Source organism: Clostridium sartagoforme AAU1, from assembly GCF_000401215.1.
Lineage (GTDB): Bacteria > Bacillota > Clostridia > Clostridiales > Clostridiaceae > Clostridium > Clostridium sartagoforme.
The window spans coordinates 40,483-62,313 of sequence record NZ_ASRV01000132.1; the positions used below are offsets into that span (position 1 = coordinate 40,483).

At 31.2% G+C, this 21,831-nt stretch carries 24 protein-coding genes and 1 pseudogene; 24 read left to right on the plus strand and 1 reads right to left on the minus strand.

Translation table 11 applies throughout. The features are described 5' to 3' along the window. Positions 1-81: 81 nt before the first annotated feature. From A500_RS10590 to A500_RS10705, 24 genes and pseudogenes are all read left to right on the plus strand, one after another. On the plus strand, positions 82-951 hold the full coding sequence (locus tag A500_RS10590; protein ID WP_016207582.1) for an AraC family transcriptional regulator: 870 nt from the start codon (positions 82-84) through the stop codon (positions 949-951). 190 nt (positions 952-1,141) lie between these two features. Next, the gene (locus A500_RS10595) at positions 1,142-2,290 is read left to right on the plus strand and encodes a 1-propanol dehydrogenase PduQ (protein WP_016207583.1); all 1,149 of its coding nucleotides are present in this window, start codon (positions 1,142-1,144) and stop codon (positions 2,288-2,290) included. 163 nt (positions 2,291-2,453) lie between these two features. Next, positions 2,454-3,290, plus strand: a complete 837-nt coding sequence (locus A500_RS10600) for a MerR family transcriptional regulator (RefSeq protein ID WP_016207584.1) — start codon at positions 2,454-2,456, stop codon at positions 3,288-3,290. A gap of 515 nt (positions 3,291-3,805) precedes the next feature. Next, the gene (locus A500_RS10605) at positions 3,806-4,933 is read left to right on the plus strand and encodes a membrane spanning protein (RefSeq protein WP_016207585.1); all 1,128 of its coding nucleotides are present in this window, start codon (positions 3,806-3,808) and stop codon (positions 4,931-4,933) included. Beyond that, positions 4,920-5,186 (plus strand): hypothetical protein, encoded by a 267-nt coding sequence (locus A500_RS10610; protein ID WP_016207586.1) that lies wholly within the window; start codon positions 4,920-4,922, stop codon positions 5,184-5,186. The genes A500_RS10605 and A500_RS10610 overlap by 14 nt, the downstream gene beginning before the upstream one ends. Positions 5,187-5,269: 83 nt before the next feature. Further along, the gene (locus tag A500_RS10615) at positions 5,270-5,566 is read left to right on the plus strand and encodes a BMC domain-containing protein (RefSeq protein WP_016207587.1); all 297 of its coding nucleotides are present in this window, start codon (positions 5,270-5,272) and stop codon (positions 5,564-5,566) included. A gap of 25 nt (positions 5,567-5,591) precedes the next feature. Next, complete coding sequence (locus A500_RS10620) at positions 5,592-5,897, plus strand: BMC domain-containing protein (protein WP_016207588.1); 306 nt, start codon at positions 5,592-5,594, stop codon at positions 5,895-5,897. A gap of 62 nt (positions 5,898-5,959) precedes the next feature. Then, entirely contained in the window at positions 5,960-7,450 is a 1,491-nt protein-coding gene (locus tag A500_RS10625) for an aldehyde dehydrogenase family protein (protein ID WP_016207589.1), read from the plus strand. A 49-nt stretch (positions 7,451-7,499) separates the two neighbouring features. Continuing rightward, positions 7,500-10,040, plus strand: coding sequence for a choline trimethylamine-lyase (gene cutC, locus A500_RS10630; protein ID WP_016207590.1), 2,541 nt, complete (start codon positions 7,500-7,502; stop codon positions 10,038-10,040). A gap of 54 nt (positions 10,041-10,094) precedes the next feature. Next, positions 10,095-11,048, plus strand: a complete 954-nt coding sequence (cutD, locus tag A500_RS10635) for a choline TMA-lyase-activating enzyme (RefSeq protein ID WP_016207591.1) — start codon at positions 10,095-10,097, stop codon at positions 11,046-11,048. Between the two features lie 37 nt (positions 11,049-11,085). Further along, a complete protein-coding gene (locus A500_RS10640) occupies positions 11,086-11,439 on the plus strand; it encodes a BMC domain-containing protein (RefSeq protein ID WP_016207592.1) in 354 nt (117 codons plus the stop codon). Then, positions 11,436-11,876, plus strand: coding sequence for a EutP/PduV family microcompartment system protein (locus tag A500_RS10645; RefSeq protein WP_016207593.1), 441 nt, complete (start codon positions 11,436-11,438; stop codon positions 11,874-11,876). The genes A500_RS10640 and A500_RS10645 overlap by 4 nt, the downstream gene beginning before the upstream one ends. A 13-nt stretch (positions 11,877-11,889) precedes the next feature. Beyond that, positions 11,890-12,546, plus strand: coding sequence for an ATP--cob(I)alamin adenosyltransferase (locus A500_RS10650; RefSeq protein ID WP_040436760.1), 657 nt, complete (start codon positions 11,890-11,892; stop codon positions 12,544-12,546). Further along, positions 12,528-13,373 carry an ethanolamine utilization protein EutJ gene (gene eutJ, locus A500_RS10655; protein ID WP_016207595.1) on the plus strand — a complete coding sequence of 282 codons (846 nt, stop codon included), beginning with the start codon at positions 12,528-12,530 and terminating at the stop codon, positions 13,371-13,373. The genes A500_RS10650 and eutJ overlap by 19 nt, the downstream gene beginning before the upstream one ends. Positions 13,374-13,387: 14 nt before the next feature. Beyond that, positions 13,388-13,690: a BMC domain-containing protein gene (locus A500_RS10660; protein WP_016207596.1), complete on the plus strand. Its 303-nt coding sequence runs from the start codon at positions 13,388-13,390 to the stop codon at positions 13,688-13,690. Continuing rightward, complete coding sequence (locus A500_RS10665) at positions 13,687-13,950, plus strand: EutN/CcmL family microcompartment protein (protein ID WP_016207597.1); 264 nt, start codon at positions 13,687-13,689, stop codon at positions 13,948-13,950. The genes A500_RS10660 and A500_RS10665 overlap by 4 nt, the downstream gene beginning before the upstream one ends. Positions 13,951-13,967: 17 nt before the next feature. Further along, positions 13,968-15,296 (plus strand): 4Fe-4S dicluster domain-containing protein, encoded by a 1,329-nt coding sequence (locus tag A500_RS10670; protein ID WP_016207598.1) that lies wholly within the window; start codon positions 13,968-13,970, stop codon positions 15,294-15,296. A gap of 1 nt (position 15,297) precedes the next feature. Next, the gene (locus tag A500_RS10675) at positions 15,298-15,846 is read left to right on the plus strand and encodes a BMC domain-containing protein (RefSeq protein WP_016207599.1); all 549 of its coding nucleotides are present in this window, start codon (positions 15,298-15,300) and stop codon (positions 15,844-15,846) included. Positions 15,847-15,900: 54 nt separating this feature from the next. Next, entirely contained in the window at positions 15,901-16,560 is a 660-nt protein-coding gene (locus tag A500_RS10680; RefSeq protein WP_016207600.1) for a cupin domain-containing protein, read from the plus strand. A gap of 24 nt (positions 16,561-16,584) precedes the next feature. Continuing rightward, positions 16,585-17,232, plus strand: coding sequence for a BMC domain-containing protein (locus A500_RS10685; protein WP_016207601.1), 648 nt, complete (start codon positions 16,585-16,587; stop codon positions 17,230-17,232). A 38-nt stretch (positions 17,233-17,270) separates the two neighbouring features. Beyond that, positions 17,271-18,829, plus strand: a pseudogene (locus A500_RS10690) (acetaldehyde dehydrogenase (acetylating)). Next, positions 18,830-19,474: a phosphate propanoyltransferase gene (locus A500_RS10695; RefSeq protein WP_016207602.1), complete on the plus strand. Its 645-nt coding sequence runs from the start codon at positions 18,830-18,832 to the stop codon at positions 19,472-19,474. Positions 19,475-19,561: 87 nt separating this feature from the next. Next, entirely contained in the window at positions 19,562-19,852 is a 291-nt protein-coding gene (eutM, locus tag A500_RS10700; protein ID WP_016207603.1) for an ethanolamine utilization microcompartment protein EutM, read from the plus strand. Positions 19,853-20,144: 292 nt separating this feature from the next. Then, positions 20,145-21,185 (plus strand): helix-turn-helix domain-containing protein, encoded by a 1,041-nt coding sequence (locus A500_RS10705; RefSeq protein ID WP_016207604.1) that lies wholly within the window; start codon positions 20,145-20,147, stop codon positions 21,183-21,185. A gap of 67 nt (positions 21,186-21,252) precedes the next feature. Here A500_RS10705 and A500_RS10710 read toward each other — a convergent pair whose 3' ends face one another. Beyond that, positions 21,253-21,642, minus strand: coding sequence for a MerR family transcriptional regulator (locus A500_RS10710; protein WP_016207605.1), 390 nt, complete (start codon positions 21,640-21,642; stop codon positions 21,253-21,255). Positions 21,643-21,831 lie beyond the last annotated feature (189 nt).

Genomic DNA, 21,831 nt, shown 5'->3' on the forward strand with positions numbered 1-21,831 from the left:
ATAATATAGTCTGCAAAATGCGGCATGAAAAGTCGAGTAGTATTACTATAAAAAAGATATTATTTAATGAGAGGTGAGGAAATGGATTGGATAAATAAATTAAATGAGTCAATAAACTATATAGAAGAAAATCTTACAGGGGAAATATCTTATGAAGTTATTTCAAAAATTGCTGGATGTTCTGTTTATAATTTTCAAAGAATGTTTTCATATATAGCTGATAAGCCCTTATCTGAATATATAAGAAATAGACGCTTAACTATGGCAGCTTTTGAGTTGTTAAATAATAATGAAAGAATAATTGACATTTCTTTAAAATATGGATACGAATCTCAAGATGCATTTACAAGAGCTTTTAAAAACTTTCATGGGGTATTACCATCAAAGGTTAGAAATGAAACGGTACAGTTAAGATCTTGTCCTAAAATCTCATTTCAAATTACAATAAAAGGAGAAAATCATATGAATTATAAAATTGAACAATGGCCTGAATTTAAAGTAATGGGAATATCACAAAAGTTAAAAACTGAAAAGGCTTTTGAAGTGATTCCAAAGTTATGGGAAGATGCTTGGAAGGATGGGACTATGCAAAATCTTTTAGACAACTTTCCTAACTATAGACCATCAGGATTCTTGGGGATCGCACAAGGAGGAGAATGGGGAGAATCTGAAGATATGGAGTATATTATAGCTGTAACAAATTACGTTGATACGGCAAAATGCGAGTATGTTCCAGTAATTGAAGGGATGAAGGAATTTACGTATCCAGCAGCAACATGGGCTGTTTTCGAAGCAAATGGAGAATTACCAGGAGTAATACAAAATGTCTATAAACAATTCTATAGCGAATGGCTTCCAAACTCAGGGTATGAACTAGATAATCTTCCAGTTATTGAATGTTATATGCAAGAAAATCAACAAGAAGTTTGGATTGCTGTTGTAAAAAAATAACTTAAGAATAATATTACCTATGAAGTAACTTTATATAAGTATTTGCTATATGAAAATGATTGTAGTATAATTAACAAATAAAGATTTATTTTGATTGATATAATTAATTTGTAGGTTAATTATTGTTTTGAGTTTAAAGAATAGCTAAATTATTCATATTTTACAAACTTTAAATTAGGGAGAAATTTATATGAAAGAATTTAGTGTTAGCACCAATATTTATTTTGGAGAAGGTTCTTTAAATAGGTTAAGTAAAATAAAAGATAAAAAAGTGATGATTGTATGTGATAAATTTATAGAATCATCAGGTATGGCTTCTAAAATTCAAGAGAAACTAGTTAATTGTGATGTTACTATATTTAGTGATATAGTTCCAGATCCTTCAGTTGAAATTATTGCATCAGGAATTCAAACATTAAAAAATTGTGGTGCAAGAACTATAATAGCTCTTGGTGGTGGTTCTTCAATTGATGCAGCTAAGGCAATAAGAGAATATTCAAAGCAGCTTTTAGGAGCTGATTTTGAAATAGAAGAATGTTTTGCTATACCAACTACAAGTGGGACAGGTTCTGAGGCTACTCAATATGCAGTAATAACTGATAAAAGTGAAGGATTAAAATATGCTTTGTCAGATAAATCACTTCTTCCTATGGTAGCAATACTTGATCCATCCCTTGTAACATCTGTACCTAAGTCTATTATAGCAGATACTGGTATGGATGTAATTACACATGCAATAGAAGCGTATGTTTCTAAAGATGCAAATGATTTTTCAGATGCGTTAGCAGAGAAAGCCATTTCTTTAGCCTTTAAATTTTTGCCAGAAGCTTTTGATAATGGAAATAATTTATTAGCAAGAGAAAAAATTCATAATGCATCTTGTTTAGCAGGGATGGCATTTAATTCAGCTGGACTTGGAATTACTCATAGTTTAGCTCATGCAGTAGGTGGAAAGTTGCATATATCTCATGGAAGAATTAATGCAATAATACTTCCTCATGTTATAGAATATAATGCTAATTTAAAAATAGACAACTATAATAGTGAGTATGATATAGCTGCTAGAAAATATCAAAGATTAGCAAAAGTGTTGAATTTACATGCCTCTACAGTGAATATAGGAGTTAATAATTTAATTAAGTGTATTATTGAACTTCAAAAGAAGTTAATGATTCCTTTAACACTAAAAGATCAAGGCTCAGATTTAGGTTTATTATGTGAAGTAAAGGAAGAAATAATAAATGCAGCTATGAAGGATATTTGTACTGCAACAAATCCTAGAGAAGTAACAAATAAAGATTTATTAAAGATTCTAGATAGATTTACAGGAATTAAGTAATTTAAAAACCACTCATTTTTGGGTGGTTTTCTCTTTTATTTATCTAATTTTTAATGGTAGACATTGAAAATAAATATAAATTTAAGTAAACTATAAACAAATAATATATTACTGAATTTCATTACAGCTAAGATTTTGGGGAGAAAATAGGGGAGGTTGTTTTATGAGAGAAAGTGACTTGTATTCGATAGGGAAGGTAGAGGAATTATGTAATTTATCCAAAAAAGCTCTAAGATATTATGATAAAATGGGGATATTATCTCCTGATAAGGTATCTGATGAAAGTGGGTATAGATATTATAGTAAAAAGACTTTATTATCAGTACCAATGATAAAATACTATAAACAAAGTGGGTTTAAGCTTGAAGAAATGAAAGCATTTCTTGAAGGAACATCTTATTCAGTTTTTGAAAAAAGCTTTAGAAATAAGATAGATGAGTTAAAGGCAGAAGAAAGTGAAATAGGTTTAAAACTTAAATCTATAAAGGATTGGTATGACCTTATAATGGAAGCACAGACGGTTATAGAAAATGAAATTAATGAAGTATCAATAAAATATATAGATAGTTGTAGAATGATATACTTAGATCAAGATTTTAAGTATGATTATATGGATTCTATTATTAATATAGAGTTTACCAACTACATAGAAAGTAAAAGTAATGCTATAACAGGTCCTGTAATAATAAAATTTCCTTCTTTTAAAGACAAGATGAATGGAAAGTGTAATAAGATGAAAATTATGCAAGAGACTATATTAAAATGTAAAGAATGTGAAACTATTGAATATGGTGGATGTATGGTAGCATCTTGTTATCATATAGGATCACATGAAACTATAAATGAAACATATAAAAAAATAAGTAATTGGGCGGATAAAAATAAATACACTTATGAAGAAAGCTCATATGAAAGATATGTTACTGATTATTGGACAACTAAAAATGCAGATAAATTTGTAACAGAAGTAATGGTTAAAATTGGCAAATATAAAAAGTGAACAAAATGAAAACGTTACCCTAAGGGGAATGTATAAATATTAAAAATAGGCATTTTAAGAGATAAATAGTTATAGATTTATCTTTTAAAATGCTTTTTTTATATTTGAAGTTATTATATGAATAAAATTTTATGTAGTAAAATAACAAATATTAGTAGATAAAACCTTTGGATTTACCAAGTTTTAGAATTAATTAAATGAAAAGCTAATACGAAAAATATGAGCCTTAAAATTTATATATAAATATGCATAATTTCATATTGACTTTCCCCTAAGGGGAACAGAATATAATTTAATCAAGAATAAAAAATACCTACAAAACATAAGATAAAAAGCTATTTTTAAATCAAGACATATTAAATAACCATAGATAAAATTATATCAATCATAAATTTAAACAGGTTATATAAGTATATTTTATATTTGTAGAACCCTTGAAATGATCATTATAAATCTTTATTTAATGATAATATAAAACGAAACGTGATAACGTTTAAATGGAGGGAGTTTTATTTATGAGTGAAATGTCAGGAGTGGCTAATTCGTCTGCAATTGCTGCTAAAAAGAAATTATCATCTAATTTTCTTAAAAAAGGTATATCTATTGCACTATTCTCAGGGCTTATGTATGGATTTTATTCAGCATTTATGACACTTGGAATGAAGAAAGGTGTTTGGGCAGATTGGTATGGTGATAACAACACAGGATTATCAGTGCTTGTAATTACATACTTGTTAGGGGCCCTTGGTAGTGCAGTAAATGATACATGTAGTGCTGTATGGGCGATTGCTTATGCAACTATAAAGGGGAAAATTGGTGATTTCTTTAGATGTATTAGAACAACTCCAGGTGGAGTAATGATTTTAGCAGCATTGATTGGAGGACCAATTTCAAGTACTGCTTATGTTGTTGGACTTCAAATGGCTGGATCAATAGTTATTCCAATTACGGCACTTTGCCCAGCTATTGGCGCTATTTTAGGCAGGATATTATTTAAACAAGAATTGAACAAAAGAATGATGGCAGGTATTGTAATCTGTGTTGCATCAAGTTTCCTTATTGGAAGTACTAGCCTTTCGGGAGATGCTCCAGAAGGAATGTTTCTTGGATTGTGTATTGCTTTTATAGCTGCTCTTGGATGGGGATTTGAAGGATGTGTTGCTGGATATGGTACATCAATGATTGATTCAGAAATTGGAATTACAATACGTCAAGCAACTTCAGGTTTATCAAATCTAATAATTTTAGTTCCTATCTTCGGTATGATATTTGGAGATGGTGTTGGTTTTTCAATTAATTTAGTTACTCAAGCATTCACTAGTGGTTCTGCTATGATTTGGTTTGCTTTAAGTGGACTTTGTGCATTTGTTTCATACATGTGTTGGTATAACGGCAACAGTATGTGTGGTGCTGCTCTTGGAATGGCATGTAATGGTACTTATTCGTTTTGGGGACCTTTCTGTTGTTGGATTGTTCTTGGAGTATTTGCAGGAATGGATGGATGGGCATTGCCTCCAATAGTTTGGATAGCAGCTGTTCTTATGATTTTTGGTATTCTAGTTATTGCTATGAATCCACTTGATTTATTCAAAAAGAAGAATAAAGATCATGATAAGGAGGTAGATAATTATGAAACCACTTAATTATGCTATATTAAAGTATTTTACTAATGTTGAAGAAGCTTGTGCTGATGATGTGATTAATGAATTAAAAGGTCAGTACGGTAAATTCAAAGCTCTTAATAAGAAGGATGTAATTACAGCTTTAATGACAGCTGAAGCAAATGGACTCCTTGAAGAAACAAGATTTGACATGGATAAAAATGGTGAATTAAGAGTTTATTATCATGCACATGAAGATGGTGCAGCAACAATAAACAGGTATATTAAAGATTAAAAAGTTAATTAAAAAATTTAGAAATTTTTAATTAAGGCAAAGTATAATAAAAACTTTCTAAATGTGAGAGGAGGTAATTATAAATGAGATATTATGGTGAAGAAGCTTTAGGACTTGTAGAAACAATAGGATTAGTTCCTGCACTTGAAGCAGCTGATAAAATGCTAAAAGCTGCAAATGTTGAACTGATATCGTATGAAAATGTTGGATCAACTTTGGTAACAATTATGGTAAAAGGCGATGTTGCTGCAGTTAGATCAGCAGTGGAGGCTGGTGCAGAAGCAGCTGCAGCAATTGGAAAGTTAACCGCTAAAAATGTTATGCCAAGACCTATTAGAGAAGTTGGAGATATTGTTTCAGTACATGACATAGATTCTTAATTTTAATGGAAGGAAAGGTGTGTAAATGGCAAGATATGAAGCTTTAGGATTAATTGAAACTTTTGGCTTAGTATTTGTCTTAGAAGCAGCAGATGCTATGTGTAAAGCAGCGGATGTTGAACTTATAGGATATGAAAATGTTGCATCAGGATATATATCGGTATTAGTTCGTGGAGATGTAGGAGCTTGCAAGACAGCTGTTGAGGCTGGAGTAAAGGCAGTTGAAAGTATGGAAGGTGGAAATCTTTATAGTTCAGTTGTTATTGCAAGACCACATCAAGATTTAGAAAAAATCATTGAAAGATATAAAATTACTAATTTAATGCCTTAAATAAAAAGTTAAGTTTAAAAAAGAGTATATTACAATTATTTTTAAGAAAAGGAGAGAAAGAAATGAACATAATAGATAACGATTTACTCTCCATACAAGAGGCGAGAATTCTTGCTGAAAATGCTCGTGAAGCTCAAAAAAAATTAGCAACTTTTTCTCAAGAAAAACTTGATGAAATAGTTGAAAGGATGACTGAAGAAATAGAAAAGCATATATGCGAACTAGCTATCATGTCTTGTGATGAAACAGAGTACGGCAAAATGGAAGATAAATGTATAAAAAATCAATTTGTTTGCAAGTATTTAGGTCACAGGTTAAAAGATATAAAGTGTGTTGGGATAATCAATGAAGATAAAGAAAATAAGACTATGGATGTAGGTGTACCAATGGGAGTAATAATTGCTTTTTGTCCATCAACTAGTCCAGTTTCAACAACTATATATAAAGCTTTGATTGCAATAAAATCAGGAAATGCAATTATATTTTCACCTCATCCAAGGGCTAAAAATACTATTTCAAGAACTTTAGATATTTTGATTCGTGCAGCAGAAGGTTATGGACTACCAGAAGGAGCGCTTACTTACCTTCATAATGTTACAAATAATGGCACATTAGAGCTTATGAATCATAAAGATACTTCATTAATAATAAATACTGGAGTACCAAGTTTACTAAAAGAATCATATAAATCTGGAAAACCAGTTATATATGGAGGTACTGGTAACGGCCCAGCATTTATAGAGCGTACAGCAGATATAAAACAAGCTGTTAAAGATATAATAGATAGCAAAACCTTTGATAATGGAGTTGTTTCGGCTGCTGAACAGTCAATTGTTGTGGATAGCTGCATAGAGTTTGAAGTAAGAAAAGAATTAGAAAAAAGTGGAGCATATTTTATGACTGAAGAAGAATCAAATATGCTTGGCTTAATCTTTTTCAATAATGATGGAAGTGTTAATTCAGACGTGGTTGGTAAATCAGTACAAGAATTAGCAAAAAGAGCAGGATTTAGTGTAGCTAAAGACATAAAGGTTCTTATTTCAAAACAAAAATATGTTTCTAAGAGTAATCCATACTCTAGAGAAAAGCTTTGCCCAGTATTAGCATATTACATTGAAGATGATTGGATGCATGCATGTGAAAAATGTATTGAATTATTATTAAGTGAAAGACATGGACATACTTTGATTATTCATTCAAAAGATGAAGAAGTTATCCGTCAATTTGCACTAAAAAAACCAGTAGGAAGAGTATTAGTAAATACTCCTGGAGCTTTAGGAAGCATGGGTGCAACTACTAATTTATTTCCATCAATGACACTAGGAAGTGGTTCAGCTGGTCATGGAATGACATCTGATAATGTTTCGCCAATGAATTTAATCTATATCAGAAAGGTTGGATATGGAATACGTAAAATTAATGAAATAGCTAATTTGCAATTGGTAGAAAATGTATCTCTATCTAAGGTGTCAGAAAAAAATAAGGATTATGATTTGGACAATATAGATTTTCTTGAAAATGTTCTAAAAAGAATTTTAGAAAATATTAAATAAAAATCAAGTCATTAATTTGAAAAATTTATAAGAAATGAGAGGTAAGGATTTGGATATTCGTGAATTTTCAACTAAATTTATGGAAGCTACTCAACATATGTCTTCTGAAGAAAGAGCCTCTTTAATGAAGATGTTTGAGAATATATCAAAAGAAATAATAAAAGAAGAACCAGCTACAAGTACAGTAGTAAGCGATGAAGGCGATAAAATTCCTGATGGAATTACAGAGCGTCTAGTAAAATTAAAAGAAAATTATTTAAAACAAGTGCCAACAATAACAACACATCGTGCAAGAGCTATTACCAAAATAGCTAAAGAAAATCCAGGTATGCCTAAGATTTTATTACGTGCTAAATGTTTTAAGTATTGTTGTGAAACGGCACCATTAGTAATTCAAGATAATGAATTAATTGTAGGGGCACCTTGTGGAGCACCTCGTGCTGGTGCATTTTCTCCAGATATAGCATGGAGATGGATGGTTGATGAAATTGATACTATAGGAAATCGTGCTCAAGATCCATTTTATATATCTGATGAAGATAAGAAAATTATGAAAGAAGAATTATTCCCATATTGGGCAGGTAAATCTGTTGATGAATATTGTGAAGATCAATATCGTGAAGCAGGTGTTTGGGAACTTTCAGGAGAATCATTTGTTTCAGATTGCTCTTATCATGCTATTAATGGTGGAGGAGATTCAAACCCAGGCTATGATGTAATTCTAATGAAGAAGGGTATGCTAGATATTCAACAAGATGCAAAAGATAATCTGGAAAAGCTTAGCTATGAAAACCCTGAGGATATAGAAAAAATTTATTTTTATAAAGCAGTTATTGATACCACAGAAGGCGTAATGATTTATGCTAAACGTTTATCGGAATATGCTAAGGAATTAGCAGCTAAAGAAACAAATCCTAAACGTAAAGCAGAATTAGAAAAAATATCTGAAATTAACGCAAGAGTTCCTGCTCATAGACCAAATACATTTTGGGAAGCGATACAAGCAGTTTGGACAATAGAATCTTTATTAGTAGTTGAAGAAAATCAAACAGGTATGTCTATAGGTCGTGTTGACCAATACATGTATGAATTCTATAAAGGTGATATTGAATCAGGAAGAATGAATGATTTCCAAGCATTTGAATTAGCAGGTTGTATGCTTATTAAAATGTCTGAAATGATGTGGATTACAAGTGAAGGAGGTTCTAAATTCTTTGCTGGATATCAACCATTTGTAAATATGTGTGTTGGTGGAGTTACAAGAGATGGACGTGATGCTACTAACGAATTAACTTACTTACTTATGGATGCTGTTCGTCATGTTAAGATTTATCAACCATCATTAGCATGCCGTATTCACAATAAATCTCCTCATAAATATCTTAAAAAGATAGTTGATGTAGTTCGTGCAGGAATGGGATTCCCAGCATGTCATTTTGATGACGTTCATATAAAAATGATGTTAGCAAAAGGGGTTAGTATTGAAGACGCAAGAGATTATTGTTTAATGGGATGTGTTGAACCACAAAAGTCAGGTAGATTATATCAATGGACATCTACAGCATATACACAATGGCCAATATGTATTGAACTTGTTCTTAATAATGGAGTACCACTTTGGTATAAAAAACAAGTGTGTCCAGATATGGGTAACATAGATAATTTTAAAACCTATGAAGAATTTGAGAATGCAGTTAAGGAGCAAATAAAATATATAACTAAATGGAGCAGTGTTGCAACTGTAATTTCACAAAGAGTGCATAAAGATCTAGCACCAAAACCTTTAATGTCAATAATGTATGAGGGATGTATGGAAAAGGGTAGAGGTGTTGAAGCTGGAGGAGCAATGTATAACTTTGGCCCAGGGGTAGTTTGGAGTGGACTTGCCACTTATACTGACTCAATGGCTGCTATTAAAAAATTAGTATTTGAAGAAAAAAAATATACATTAAGAGAATTAAATGAAGCTCTAAAGGCTGATTTTATTGGATATGAAAAGATTAGGAAAGATTGTTTAGAAGCACCTAAGTACGGTAATGATGATGATTATGCAGATTATATAGCTGCCGATTTAATCAACTTTACCGAAATGGAGCATCGTAAGTACAAGACATTGTATTCTGTATTAAGTCATGGAACTTTATCAATTTCAAATAATACTCCATTTGGACAATTAACTGGAGCTACAGCAAATGGGCGTAGAGCATGGATGCCATTATCAGATGGAATAAGTCCATCACAAGGATCAGATTATAAAGGGCCTACAGCAATAATAAAATCTGTGTCTAAAATGGCTTGTGACAATATGAATATTGGTATGGTTCATAACTTTAAGCTTATAGCTGGACTTCTTGATACTAAAGAAGGTGAAGATGGAATCATAACTTTATTACGTAGTGCTTGCACTCTTGGAATTGGAGAAGTTCAATTTAACTATTTAGATAATAATACGCTAATTGAGGCACAAAAGCATCCAGAACAATATCGTGATTTAATTGTTCGTGTGGCCGGATATAGTGCATTCTTCGTTGAACTATGTAAAGATGTTCAAGATGAAATAATTAGTAGAACAATGCTTACACACTTCTAGAATATGGAGATTTTTGAAGCTTAAGACAATAAAAAAGACTGGAGATTGAATAGTATGGGAAATAAGAACTTAGGAGTAATCGAACGAAAAGCAACAATTTTCAATGTACAAAAATACAATATGTACGACGGACCAGGAGTAAGAACTCTTATATTCTTTCAAGGATGCCCACTTCGTTGTAAATGGTGTGCTAATCCTGAAGGAATGATTAAAAAATATAGAGTTATGTTTAAAAGCAATTCATGTGTAAATTGTGGCGCTTGTGTTTCTGTTTGTCCTGTTGGAATACATACTATTTCCAATGAAAGCTTAAAGCATGAGGTAAATCGTAATATAGAGTGTATTGGATGCAGAAAATGCGTTGATGCTTGTTTGAACTCAGCATTATCTATAGTTGGTGAAGTAAAAACAATTTCTGAACTTGTAGAAATTGTTGAGGAAGACAGAGCTTTTTATGAAGCTTCAGGTGGAGGAGTCACTTTAGGTGGTGGTGAAGTTTTAATGCAACCAGAAGCAGCAAGTAGTTTACTTATGGCATGTAAACAAGAAGGAATAAATACCGCAATTGAAACTTGTGGATATGCCAAGCTAGAATCAGTATTAAAAGTTGCTGAGTTTACAGATTTATTTCTCTTTGATATAAAGCATATTAATTCTGATAAACACTTTGAGCTAACTGGAGTTAGAAATGAACAAATATTAGAAAATTTAAAGGAACTTCTTCGCCGTAAATATAAAGTTAAAATTAGAATGCCTTTATTAAAGGGAGTAAATGATCACAAAGAAGATATTGAAGATATTATAAAGTTTTTAATGCCTTTTAAGGATTATAAAAATTTTAAAGGAATTGATTTACTTCCATATCATAAAATGGGGGTAAATAAATACAAGCAATTAGGAATTGAATATCCAATTGAAGGAGATCCAAGCTTAAGTAATGAAGATTTAAATAAAATTGAAAGCTGGATTAAAAAATATGATTTATCTGTTAAAGTGATTCGCCATTAAAAATTTCAAATAAATAATAAAATGGAAGGTAAGGCTTATGGGAGAGTTTCTTGAAAGAAATATACAACGTGTTATACAAGAGTCAGTACCAGGAAAACAAATTACAATTGCTCATGTTATTGCTTCACCAATGCCTGATATATATGAACGATTAGGAATCGATGAAAAAGGAGCTATAGGAATTTTGACTTTAACACCTTATGAAACAGCTATTATTGCAGCAGATATTGCTACAAAAGTTGCAGATGTTGAAATTGGATTCTTGGATCGTTTTACAGGATCTGTAGTTATAAATGGTGATGTACAAAGCGTTGAAACGGCACTTAATGCTGTAAATGATAAATTGAAAAATTTACTTGGATTTACTACTGCTCCTATAACAAGAACATGAGAAAGAAACGAGTAATGGTAATAGGTCCATCAAGATGTGGAAAAACTACATTGGTAAATGAACTAAATGATTACCATGGTGAATTAAAAAGAACACAGGATATGATTTATGGCAAAAATACAATTGATGTACCTGGATCATATATAGAAAATTCTTGGATGTACAAGCATATAATTGCAGCGGCTCAAGATGCCTCTCATGTATTAATTTTAATTGATCAATCTAGATGTACAGATGTATATCCTCATGGATTTGCAAAATCCTTTAGATGTCCAGTAATCGGAGTAATAACTAAATGTGATTTGATGGAAGAAAATAAAGAGATTTGTATAAAGAAACTTAAGCTTATAGGAATTTCTGAACCATATTTTCATATTAGTTCTTCTAAAGGAATAGGTATTGATTCTTTAAAAAAATATTTATTTGGAAGTGGGTAAAATAAAGGGGGCAATGATGAAATTTATTACTGAAGAGTATTTAAGAGATTTATATAAAAAAGAACCTTTTAGTACTTATCAATTGAATCAAGGAGAGCGCCTTACACCTGGAGCAAAGCAATATCTATCTGATAGAGGAATAAGAATGTCAGATGAAGTTTCATACAATAAAAAAGCTAATGATATAAAAGAATCAAAAACATTGCAAATTGGATGTAAGAAGAGGCTTTATTATAAATTAAAATCTATGGAAGCAGAATTTCTAGTAGTAAGCCGTGATGTTTTAAAGGATGATATTATATTATCTCAAAATATTATTGAATTAGGTAAAAAAATCACAAATATTAGAAATTTTATAGCAGGAGAAAAGGAGTTAGAAAAACTTAGCTGTCAGGAATGTACAGGAATAAACTCAACTAATTTTTATGATGATATTGATGACTGCTTCGAAATTACAGAATTTCATATGCAACTTAATAAAAGTAATGAAATATTAAAATTGCATGTACTTCGCTGTAAGGTTCATGAGTTAGAATTATATCTTTCTGAATTTTATAAAGATGATAATTTAGGTCAGGATGTTATAAAAAGTGTTAACTCAATTATTAACTCTTTATCTCAGATAATTTGTTCAATTGTTGGAGGGAAAATATGTCAGAGGGGAAATTAACTTTTGAATATTGTGACAAGCTTGTTCATGATTTTGAAAAAGTTATAGATAAGGCTATTGTAGGAAATTCAAAGGTTTACTATACAGGTGTTGATTTAGGAACTGCGTGTATAGTTATAGCTGTATTAGATGAAAATTATAGGCCAGTTGCAGGTGCTTATAGATATGCAGATGTAGTACGTGATGGAATGGTTGTTGATTATATTGGAGCTGTTAAGATTGTAAGGGAGCTCAAAGAAGAAATTGAAGAGAAATTAGGTAAGGAACTACTTTATGCTGCTGCAGCAATTCCACCTGGAACAGATGCCTTAGATTCAGGAGCAATTAAAAATGTAGTACAAGCTGCCGGATTTGAACTTACAAATTTGTTAGATGAACCTACTGCTGCAAATGAAGTTCTTAAAATTGAAAATGGAGCAGTTGTTGATATAGGTGGTGGAACAACAGGAATATCTATTTTAAAAGATGGGAAAGTAGTTTATATTGCTGATGAACCAACTGGTGGAACTCATTTTTCATTAGTTATATCAGGGGCCTATGGAATGAATTTTTCAGAAGCTGATAAGTTTAAAAGAGATAACAGAAGACATAAAGAATTACTTCCAGTATTAAAGCCGGTAGTAGAAAAAGTTTCTTCTATTATTAATCAACATATAAATGGATATGATGTTAATGAGATTTCTTTAGTAGGCGGAACTTGCTGCTTAACTGGAATAGAAGAAATTATTGAAAAGCAAACAGGGATTTACACTCATAAGCCTCATAATCCAATGTTTGTAACACCACTTGGTATAGCACTTAGTTGTACAAAAGAAATTATTGAATAAGGAGAGTGAAGGGGATGGAGTTTAGAATTATAAAATCGCCATCTGAAGGTACTTTAGACATTCTAAGACGACGTATGGGAACAAATTGTAAAACTGACTTAGATAGTGCTGATGCAATTGGCCTTGTTCAAGGAAGAATGATAGAAATGATTTGTGCGGCAGATATTGCAGAAAAAGCTGTTGGAGTTACAGTTGAGGATGTTAGAGGAAGTTGTCCACAAAATATGATTTTAATTGCAATTTTTGGAGATACAGCCTCTGTTGAATCAGCAATTAAAGAAATCAAAATCAAGATGGAAGAAGGAAAAACATTATGATAACGGCAAAACTTATTGGCAACGTGTGGGCAACAAGAAAAGCTGAAGCCTTAAGTGGATTTAAACTTATGTTAGCTGAGGAAATAGGTGGAATTAATGAAGGAAGAAGATTAATAGTAGTTGATATTATTAGCGCAGGTATAGGAGATAGAGTAATTATATGCACCGGATCCTCTGCTCGTAGGATGTTAGGGAATGACGATATACCAGTTGATGCGGTGGTTGTAGGAATCATTGATGAAGATTGTAATTTTAAATAAATTCAGGAGGTATAACTATGAGTCTTTTAGATAAAGTAAAGGATGCAGGAGTTATTGGAGCAGGTGGAGCAGGATTTCCTACTCATGCTAAATTAGCAGCAAAGGCAGAATATGTACTTCTAAATGGAGCAGAATGTGAACCTCTTCTGAGAGTTGACCAACAATTAATGGAAATCTTCCCAGATGAAATAATTAAAGGTTTTGAAGTTGCCAGAGAGCTTGTTTCTGCAGAAAAAGGAATTATAGGAATAAAAGGAAAGCATAAAAAAGTAATCTCTATATTAAGAGATAGAATTATAAAACTACAAATTGGAGATGTACTTGAAGTAAAGGAACTTCCAGATATATATCCAGCAGGTGATGAACAAGTGCTAGTTTATGAGCTTACAGGAAGAATTGTTCCAGAAGCAGGTATTCCTATTCAAGTTGGATGTGTAGTTGTAAATAGTGAAACAGCTTTAAATATTTATAATGCATCTATAGGAAAATCAGTTACAGAAAAGTATATAACTGTTTCAGGAAATGTACCAAATCCATTAACATTAAAAGTTCCTATTGGCACAAAAATTATTGATGTATTAAGGCTTAGTGGAATAGATAATTTTAATGATTATGCAGTTATTGATGGCGGACCTATGATGGGACCTGTAATGAAAAGTTTAGATGGTTATGTAACTAAGAAAAATAAGGGATTTGTAATTCTAAAAAAGGAGCATCCATTAATACGTAAAAAGTCTGTTGAAATGAATCAAGCTCGAAGAGTAAATAGAGCTTCTTGTGAACAATGTAGAATGTGTACAGATATGTGCCCACGTTATTTACTTGGACATGGAACTCAGCCTCATAAGATGATGAGGGCTATGGCATATAATCTTGAAGATGTAGAAGGACAAAAAATAGCTCAATTATGCTGCCAGTGTAATTTATGTGAATTATTTTCTTGTCCAGCTGGACTTTATCCTAAAGCAGCAAATTTATATTTCAAGCAACAGCTTATGGAAAAGAATATTAGGTATAAAGCATCAAAAGATAATTTTGAAGTAAGACAAGCTCGTGAATATAGATTAATACCAAGTAAGAGACTTATTGCAAGGTTGGGCTTACGAGAATTTGATAAATCAGCTCCTTTGACTGATATTACGATAGAACCTGAAACAGTTTGCATTGCTACACAACAGCATGTTGGCGCTCCAGCTATTTCTAATGTAAATATAGGTGATTATGTTGAAGCTGGTGATTTAATAGGTAGTATTAAAGAAGGAACTTTAGGAGCTACAATACATGCTAGTATTTCAGGAATTATTACAGATATTGAAAATAATTTTATAACTATAAGGAGGGAGTAATGTGGCTAATGCAATAGGAATGGTTGAGTTCACAAGTATTGCACGTGGAATTTATGCAACAGATCAAATGCTTAAGACTTCAGAAGTTGAAATAGTTACAGCTAGCTCTGTTTGCCCAGGAAAATACATTGCAATAGTTAATGGTGATGTTGCAGCTGTAAATGAATCGGTAAGTGTGGGAGAGAAAATGGCAGGAGAGTTTTGGATCGATTCGATGATTATTCCAAATGTGAGCCCATTGGTTTTCCCTGCAATAACAGGAGCAACAATGCCTGATAGAATCCAGGCACTAGGAATACTAGAATCTTTTTCAATAGCTAACATGGTTATATCAGCAGATGCTGTTTTAAAGGCAGCTAATTTAGATCCAATAGAGCTTAGATTAGGAACTGGATTAGGAGGTAAATCATTTTTCACATTTACTGGTGATGTAGCTGCAGTTGAAGCTGGCATTGAAGCTGGAAAATCAATTATGGAAGAAAAGGGATTACTAGTTAATGCAGAGATTATACCATCTCCATCTGAAAGATTACTACAGTCTTTACTTTAAAAATCAGTAAAGACATTGTATAAAATTAATTTTATAATGAAAGGATGTGAGTAAATGAAGAGGTTAATTGTTGCAAAAGATGTTGAAGCTTTAATAAAACAAGGTGAAACAAAATTTTATGTTGATAGTGATGTAATTATTACACCATCAGCTAAGGATTTGGCAAAAGCTAGTGGAATAGAATTTTCAACAGAAGTTAATAGATGTGAAGTAAAACAATCTGAAGTACAAAATTTATGTACAAATGGAATGGATAGCGAAATGCTATTGACTTTCTTTAAGACAATGATGGATAAAGGATTATTACAAGAAATGCTTAATTGTTTGAATAAGCCAAGCACACCATATGTTTCTGAAAACGATAAAGATGGATTAAAGGTTATTAGAGGCAATACAGTTAAAATGGATGTATTTGATACAGGAAATCCAAATGCAAAGGCCTATTATCAAGAATTAGTAAATAAGGACGAATCTAAGATGAGTGCTGGATTTTTAACAATTGAAAATTCACGGTTTGATTGGGAATTAACTTATGAAGAAATTGATTACGTAATTGAAGGAACATTGACAATTGAAATTAATGGAAAAACTTATACTGCATACCCTGGAGATGTACTATTTGTTCCATCAGGTTCTAAGGTAGTTTGGAGTTCACCAGATAAAGCAAGAGTATTCTATACTACTTATCCTGCAAACTGGGCGGATCTTTTATAGCATAACTTTTAGGAGGATTAATCTATGAAAGCACTTGGATTAATAGAAACAAAGGGACTATTAGCAGCAATAGAAAGTGCAGATACAATGTTAAAAGCAGCAGATGTTAGTATTTTTGAGAAGACTTATGTTGGGGGTGGCCTTGTTTCAGTAGCGGTAACTGGAGATGTAGCAGCAGTAAAGGCGGCTGTTGAAGCTGGTGTAGCAGCAGTAAAGAAACTAGATGCTTCATTACTAGTTTCAGAACATGTAATACCACGTCCACATGAAGAATTATATAGTATTATTGGAATCAAAAATATACCAACTACCATAGAAAAATTAGATATTACTCATGGTATTAATAATAGTGAGGTAAATGTCCATGATGAAAATAATATGAATCTTATTACCAATAATGATACTAATACAAGTACTGAAGCTAAGGAAAGTTCAAATGAAGAAACAAATGTTTCTTTACCAATAGATATAGATATTTTACCAAAAAATGACTTAGATGATCTAATAACTAAGGATGGAATAGAAAAGGCTATTGAGGTGTTAAATAAGATTAAGTTATCAGAACTTAGAAGTTTAGCTCGTCAATATGAAGATTTAGAGATTACAGGAAAAGCAATCTCCAAAGCAAGTAAGAAGTTATTAATAACTAAAATAATTGAATATTACAAATAACTTCAATATATAAATACTGTAATAGGAGGAATGACAAAATGGAAACTTTTGATAGAGATTTACGCTCTATACAAGAAGCAAGAAACCTTGCAAGATTAGGAAAAGTTGCTTCAGAAAAAATTGCTGATTATACTGAAGAGCAAATTGATAGAATTTTATGTAATATGGTTAAAGTTGCTGAAGAAAACTCAGTATGTTTAGCGCAAATGGCAGTAGAAGAAACTGGATTTGGTAAAGTTGAAGATAAGACTTATAAAAATCATATGGCATCTACAATTTTGTATGATGCAATAAAAGATATGAAGACTATTGGTGTAATTAAAGAGGATGAAATCAATAAGCTGATTGAAATTGCAGAACCAGTTGGATTAGTAATGGGAATAATACCATCTACAAATCCAACATCAACTACAATTTTTAAATCTATGATTGCAATTAAATCTAGAAATGCTGTAGTATTTTCTCCACATCCATCTGCGGCAGAATGTACAATTAAGGCAGCTAAACTAATGAATGATGCAGCTATTGAAGCAGGGGCTCCTAATAATATTATAGGATGTATTACTACACCAACTATTGGTGCAACTAATGAATTAATGAAAAGCAAAGAAGTTGCAATTATTATAGCTACTGGTGGACCTGGCATGGTAAAAGCTGCTTACAGTTCTGGTAAGCCAGCACTTGGAGTTGGAGCAGGTAATTCTCCAGCATATATAGAAAGAACAGCAAATGTAGAACAAGCAGTTAGAAATATAATTGCAAGTAAGACATTTGACAATGGTACTATTTGTGCATCAGAACAATCAATTATATGTGAAGAATGTAATTATGATAGAGTTGTTGAAGAATTCACAAAACAGGGTGGATACTTCATGACAACAGATGAAACTAATAAAGTTTGTAATTTACTATTTAAAAATGGCCACAACATGAATGCTAAGTTTGTTGGTAGATCACCTCAAGTCATAGCAAATGCGGCTGGGATATCTATACCAGCCGGTACTAAGGTACTTATTGGAAAGCAAGATGGAGTAGGTGAAGGATACCCATTATCTTTTGAAAAACTTACAACAGTACTTGGATTCTATACAGTAAAAGACTGGCATGAAGCATGTGAATTGAGCATTAAATTACTTCAAAATGGAATTGGACATACAATGAGTATCCATACAGAAGATAGAGATTTAGTAATGAAATTTGCTAGAAAGCCAGCTGCTCGTATTTTAGTTAATACAGGAGGAAGTCAAGGGGGAACTGGCGGAAGTACTGGCTAATGCCATCATTTACACTTGGATGTGGTACTTGGGGAGGAAGCTCAGTATCTGAAAATGTTACTCCAATGCATTTAGTTAATATAAAGAGAGTTGCTTATGGATTAAAAGATTGTGCAACATTAGCTTCTTCAGATCCAACTTTTAATCGTATAAAAACTGCTGATAACTGTCATTCTACACAAAATCAATGCAGAACATTAAGTCCTGCTGAATATGTAGCTTCGTCAAAGAGTACTAGTACTGAAAATAGTACAGTCACTAATAATGATGAGCTTATGAAATTAGTTAATCAAATAGTAAAAGCCATGAAGGGGGAACTCTAAATGGAAGATAGATGTGAAGCTATATTGAAGCTGTTATTGGAAGCTGTAAAAGTTAATACAGAGGTGAAAAGTGATTCATCTGAAATTCCAGTGGGTGTTTCTAATAGGCATGTACATCTTTCACATAAAGATTTAAACATTTTATTTGGTGACAATTATCAACTAACTAAATTAAAAGATTTATCACAACCTGGTCAATATGCATGTAAAGAAACAGTTACTATTTGTGGACCTAAGGGAGCTATAGAGAAAGTTAGAATTCTTGGACCTACAAGAAGTAAAAGCCAAGTTGAGATATTAACTGGAGATTGTTTTAAGCTTGGAGTTATTCCGCACACAAGATTATCAGGTGATTTATGTAGAACACCTGGGATTACTATAATTGGACCTAAAGGTTCTATACAAATTGAAGAAGGATTAATAGTTGCACAAAGGCATATACACATGACTCCAGAAGATGCTATTAACTTTGGTGTTTCTGATGGTCAAATAGTGTCTATAAAATTTGATGATTTAAGAGGTGGTATCTATAGTAATGTAGCCATTAGAGCAAATGATACATCTATACTTGAATGTCATATTGATACTGAAGAAGCAAACGCTATGAATATTAACTCAAAATCAAAGATAAAAATTATAAAATAAACTTATAAGTAGATTATAATTCAAAAATTATAATATAAAAAATAAAAAAATATTAAATAAAAAGAAAGAATTTAGGAGGATTTAAAAATGAAATATGATGCTTTAGGAATGATCGAAACAAAGGGATTAGTTGGTTCAATAGAGGCTGCAGATGCTATGGTTAAGGCTGCAAACGTATATTTAATAGGTAAAGAATATGTTGGCGGAGGACTTGTAACTGTTATGGTTAGAGGTGATGTTGGAGCAGTAAAAGCTGCTACTGATGCTGGTGCTGCTGCAGCACAGCGTGTCGGAGAATTAGTTTCAGTTCATGTTATTCCACGTCCACATTCAGAAGTAGAAGTAATACTTCCAACAGCTAAAGAAACTGTAAAGTAAGTATAAGCCACATAATAACATAAATTTAGAAAGAAGCTGTATTAAAGTTAAGTTTAGTACAGCTTCTTTAATGATGAAAAATAGAAGCATATTTTAACAATGGAGTAATTAAAGTAATGTTAACTAAGGTAAATAAAGAAGTTTCTAACATTAATAGAATAGAAATTAAATAATATAACCAGCAGTTAATTTTATTTAATAAAACATGATATAAATTCACTTGTTAGTTTAAAAGGCTTTTGCTATTGTATAAATAGGAAAGGCCTTTTAAATTTATTGAGGAGATGTTCAAATGAAAATTAATGAAGTAATACGTAAATATAGGAAAGAACAAAATTTAACTCAGGAGCAGATTGCTAATCATCTAGGAGTTACTGCTCCAGCTGTGAACAAGTGGGAAAATGGAATATCATATCCAGATATTACTTTATTAGCTCCGTTAGCAAGAATACTAAATATAAATATTGATACTTTACTTTCTTTTAAAGATGATCTTACTGATATAGAAATCAATCAATTTATTAAAGATATTTCAGGTGAAATTAGCTCTTTGGGTTATATAAAAACTTTTAATAAAGTTAGCAATAAGGTTAAAGAGTATCCTAATTGTTATAAGTTAATTTTATATGTGGCTCAAATAATGAATGCTTATTTAGCTATGGGCGTAGAAACAGTATCAGAACAAGAAAAATATCAGAAGCAAATAACAGCTTGGTTTGAAATAGTTACTTTTAGTAATAACAAAGAATTGGCTAATATGGCAATAATCTCTCTATCACAGGAGTATATGAATAAAGGAGAGTATGAAAAAGCACAAAAATTATTAGATAAAATTCCTCCAAGTGGTTTTGATAAAAGAACTACACAGGCCACTTTGTTTATTAAGCGAGGTGAGTATGAAGAAGCATATGAAATATATGAAAAAATGTTATATCAGTATATAAATAATGTAATAAATATCTTGATGCAATTAATATCACTTTTATGTGAAGAAAAAAATTATGAAAAAGCATTAAAGTATTCTGAATTAGTAGATAAGGTAGCAAATAACTTTGACTTAGGCAAATATATAGGGGCATCATCTAAATTGCCAATTTATTTAGTATTGAAAGATAAGAATAAAAGTATAGAAACTTTAGAAGAAATAATAAAGGGAATTGATTCATTAACATGCGCCAGAAATTCTAAACTTTATCAACATATGAGGTTTAAAGAAGAAGATGGAATAGAAGAAATGGAAAAAATGATAAAAGACTCTTTAAAAGTAGATAAAGAATTAGATTTTCTTCGAGATAACCCAAGGTTTAAATTTCTTATGGATAAATTAAAATAAAATTGAAGAATGGTTACTTAACAGTAAACAAAATCTCACCTCTAGGATTAAAATATTAAATTGGAAGTTATTTGGACCCCAGGGGTGAATCTATATGGAAAATTCCAATTTCTTTATAATGATCTATTTTATAATTAATGGTATTTAAGCTTTGTTTTAAATATTCAATTTGATTTAATATATCTTTCTTATGATGTTCTAATATATCCTTTCTTTCTTCACAAGTTTTTTCACCTTGAAGACAAAGATTCATAAATTCTTTAATTTCAGATAAAGACATTCCACTATTTTTTAGACAACAAATTAATTCAAGCCAGTTAACATCATTTTCAGTATATAGTCGTATGCCAGTGGAACTTCTCTTCAATAAAGGCATCAATCCTTCTCTATCATAATATCTTAAAGTATGTTCAGATAGTTTTATTTTTTCAGAAACTTGTTTTATTGTATATTTCATAAATGGAATCCCCCATAAAATTATAATTTATTGATTTAAAGTAAACTGTAATCTTTAGCCTAATTATAGAAGATAAAAAATAAAAGGTAAAGAAAGATTTTATAGTAGCTATAATAAGGACATACAATTTCAGAAATGAAATATATTACTAAATAATAATAAATAAAATAAAGTATATAAGTTAAACTA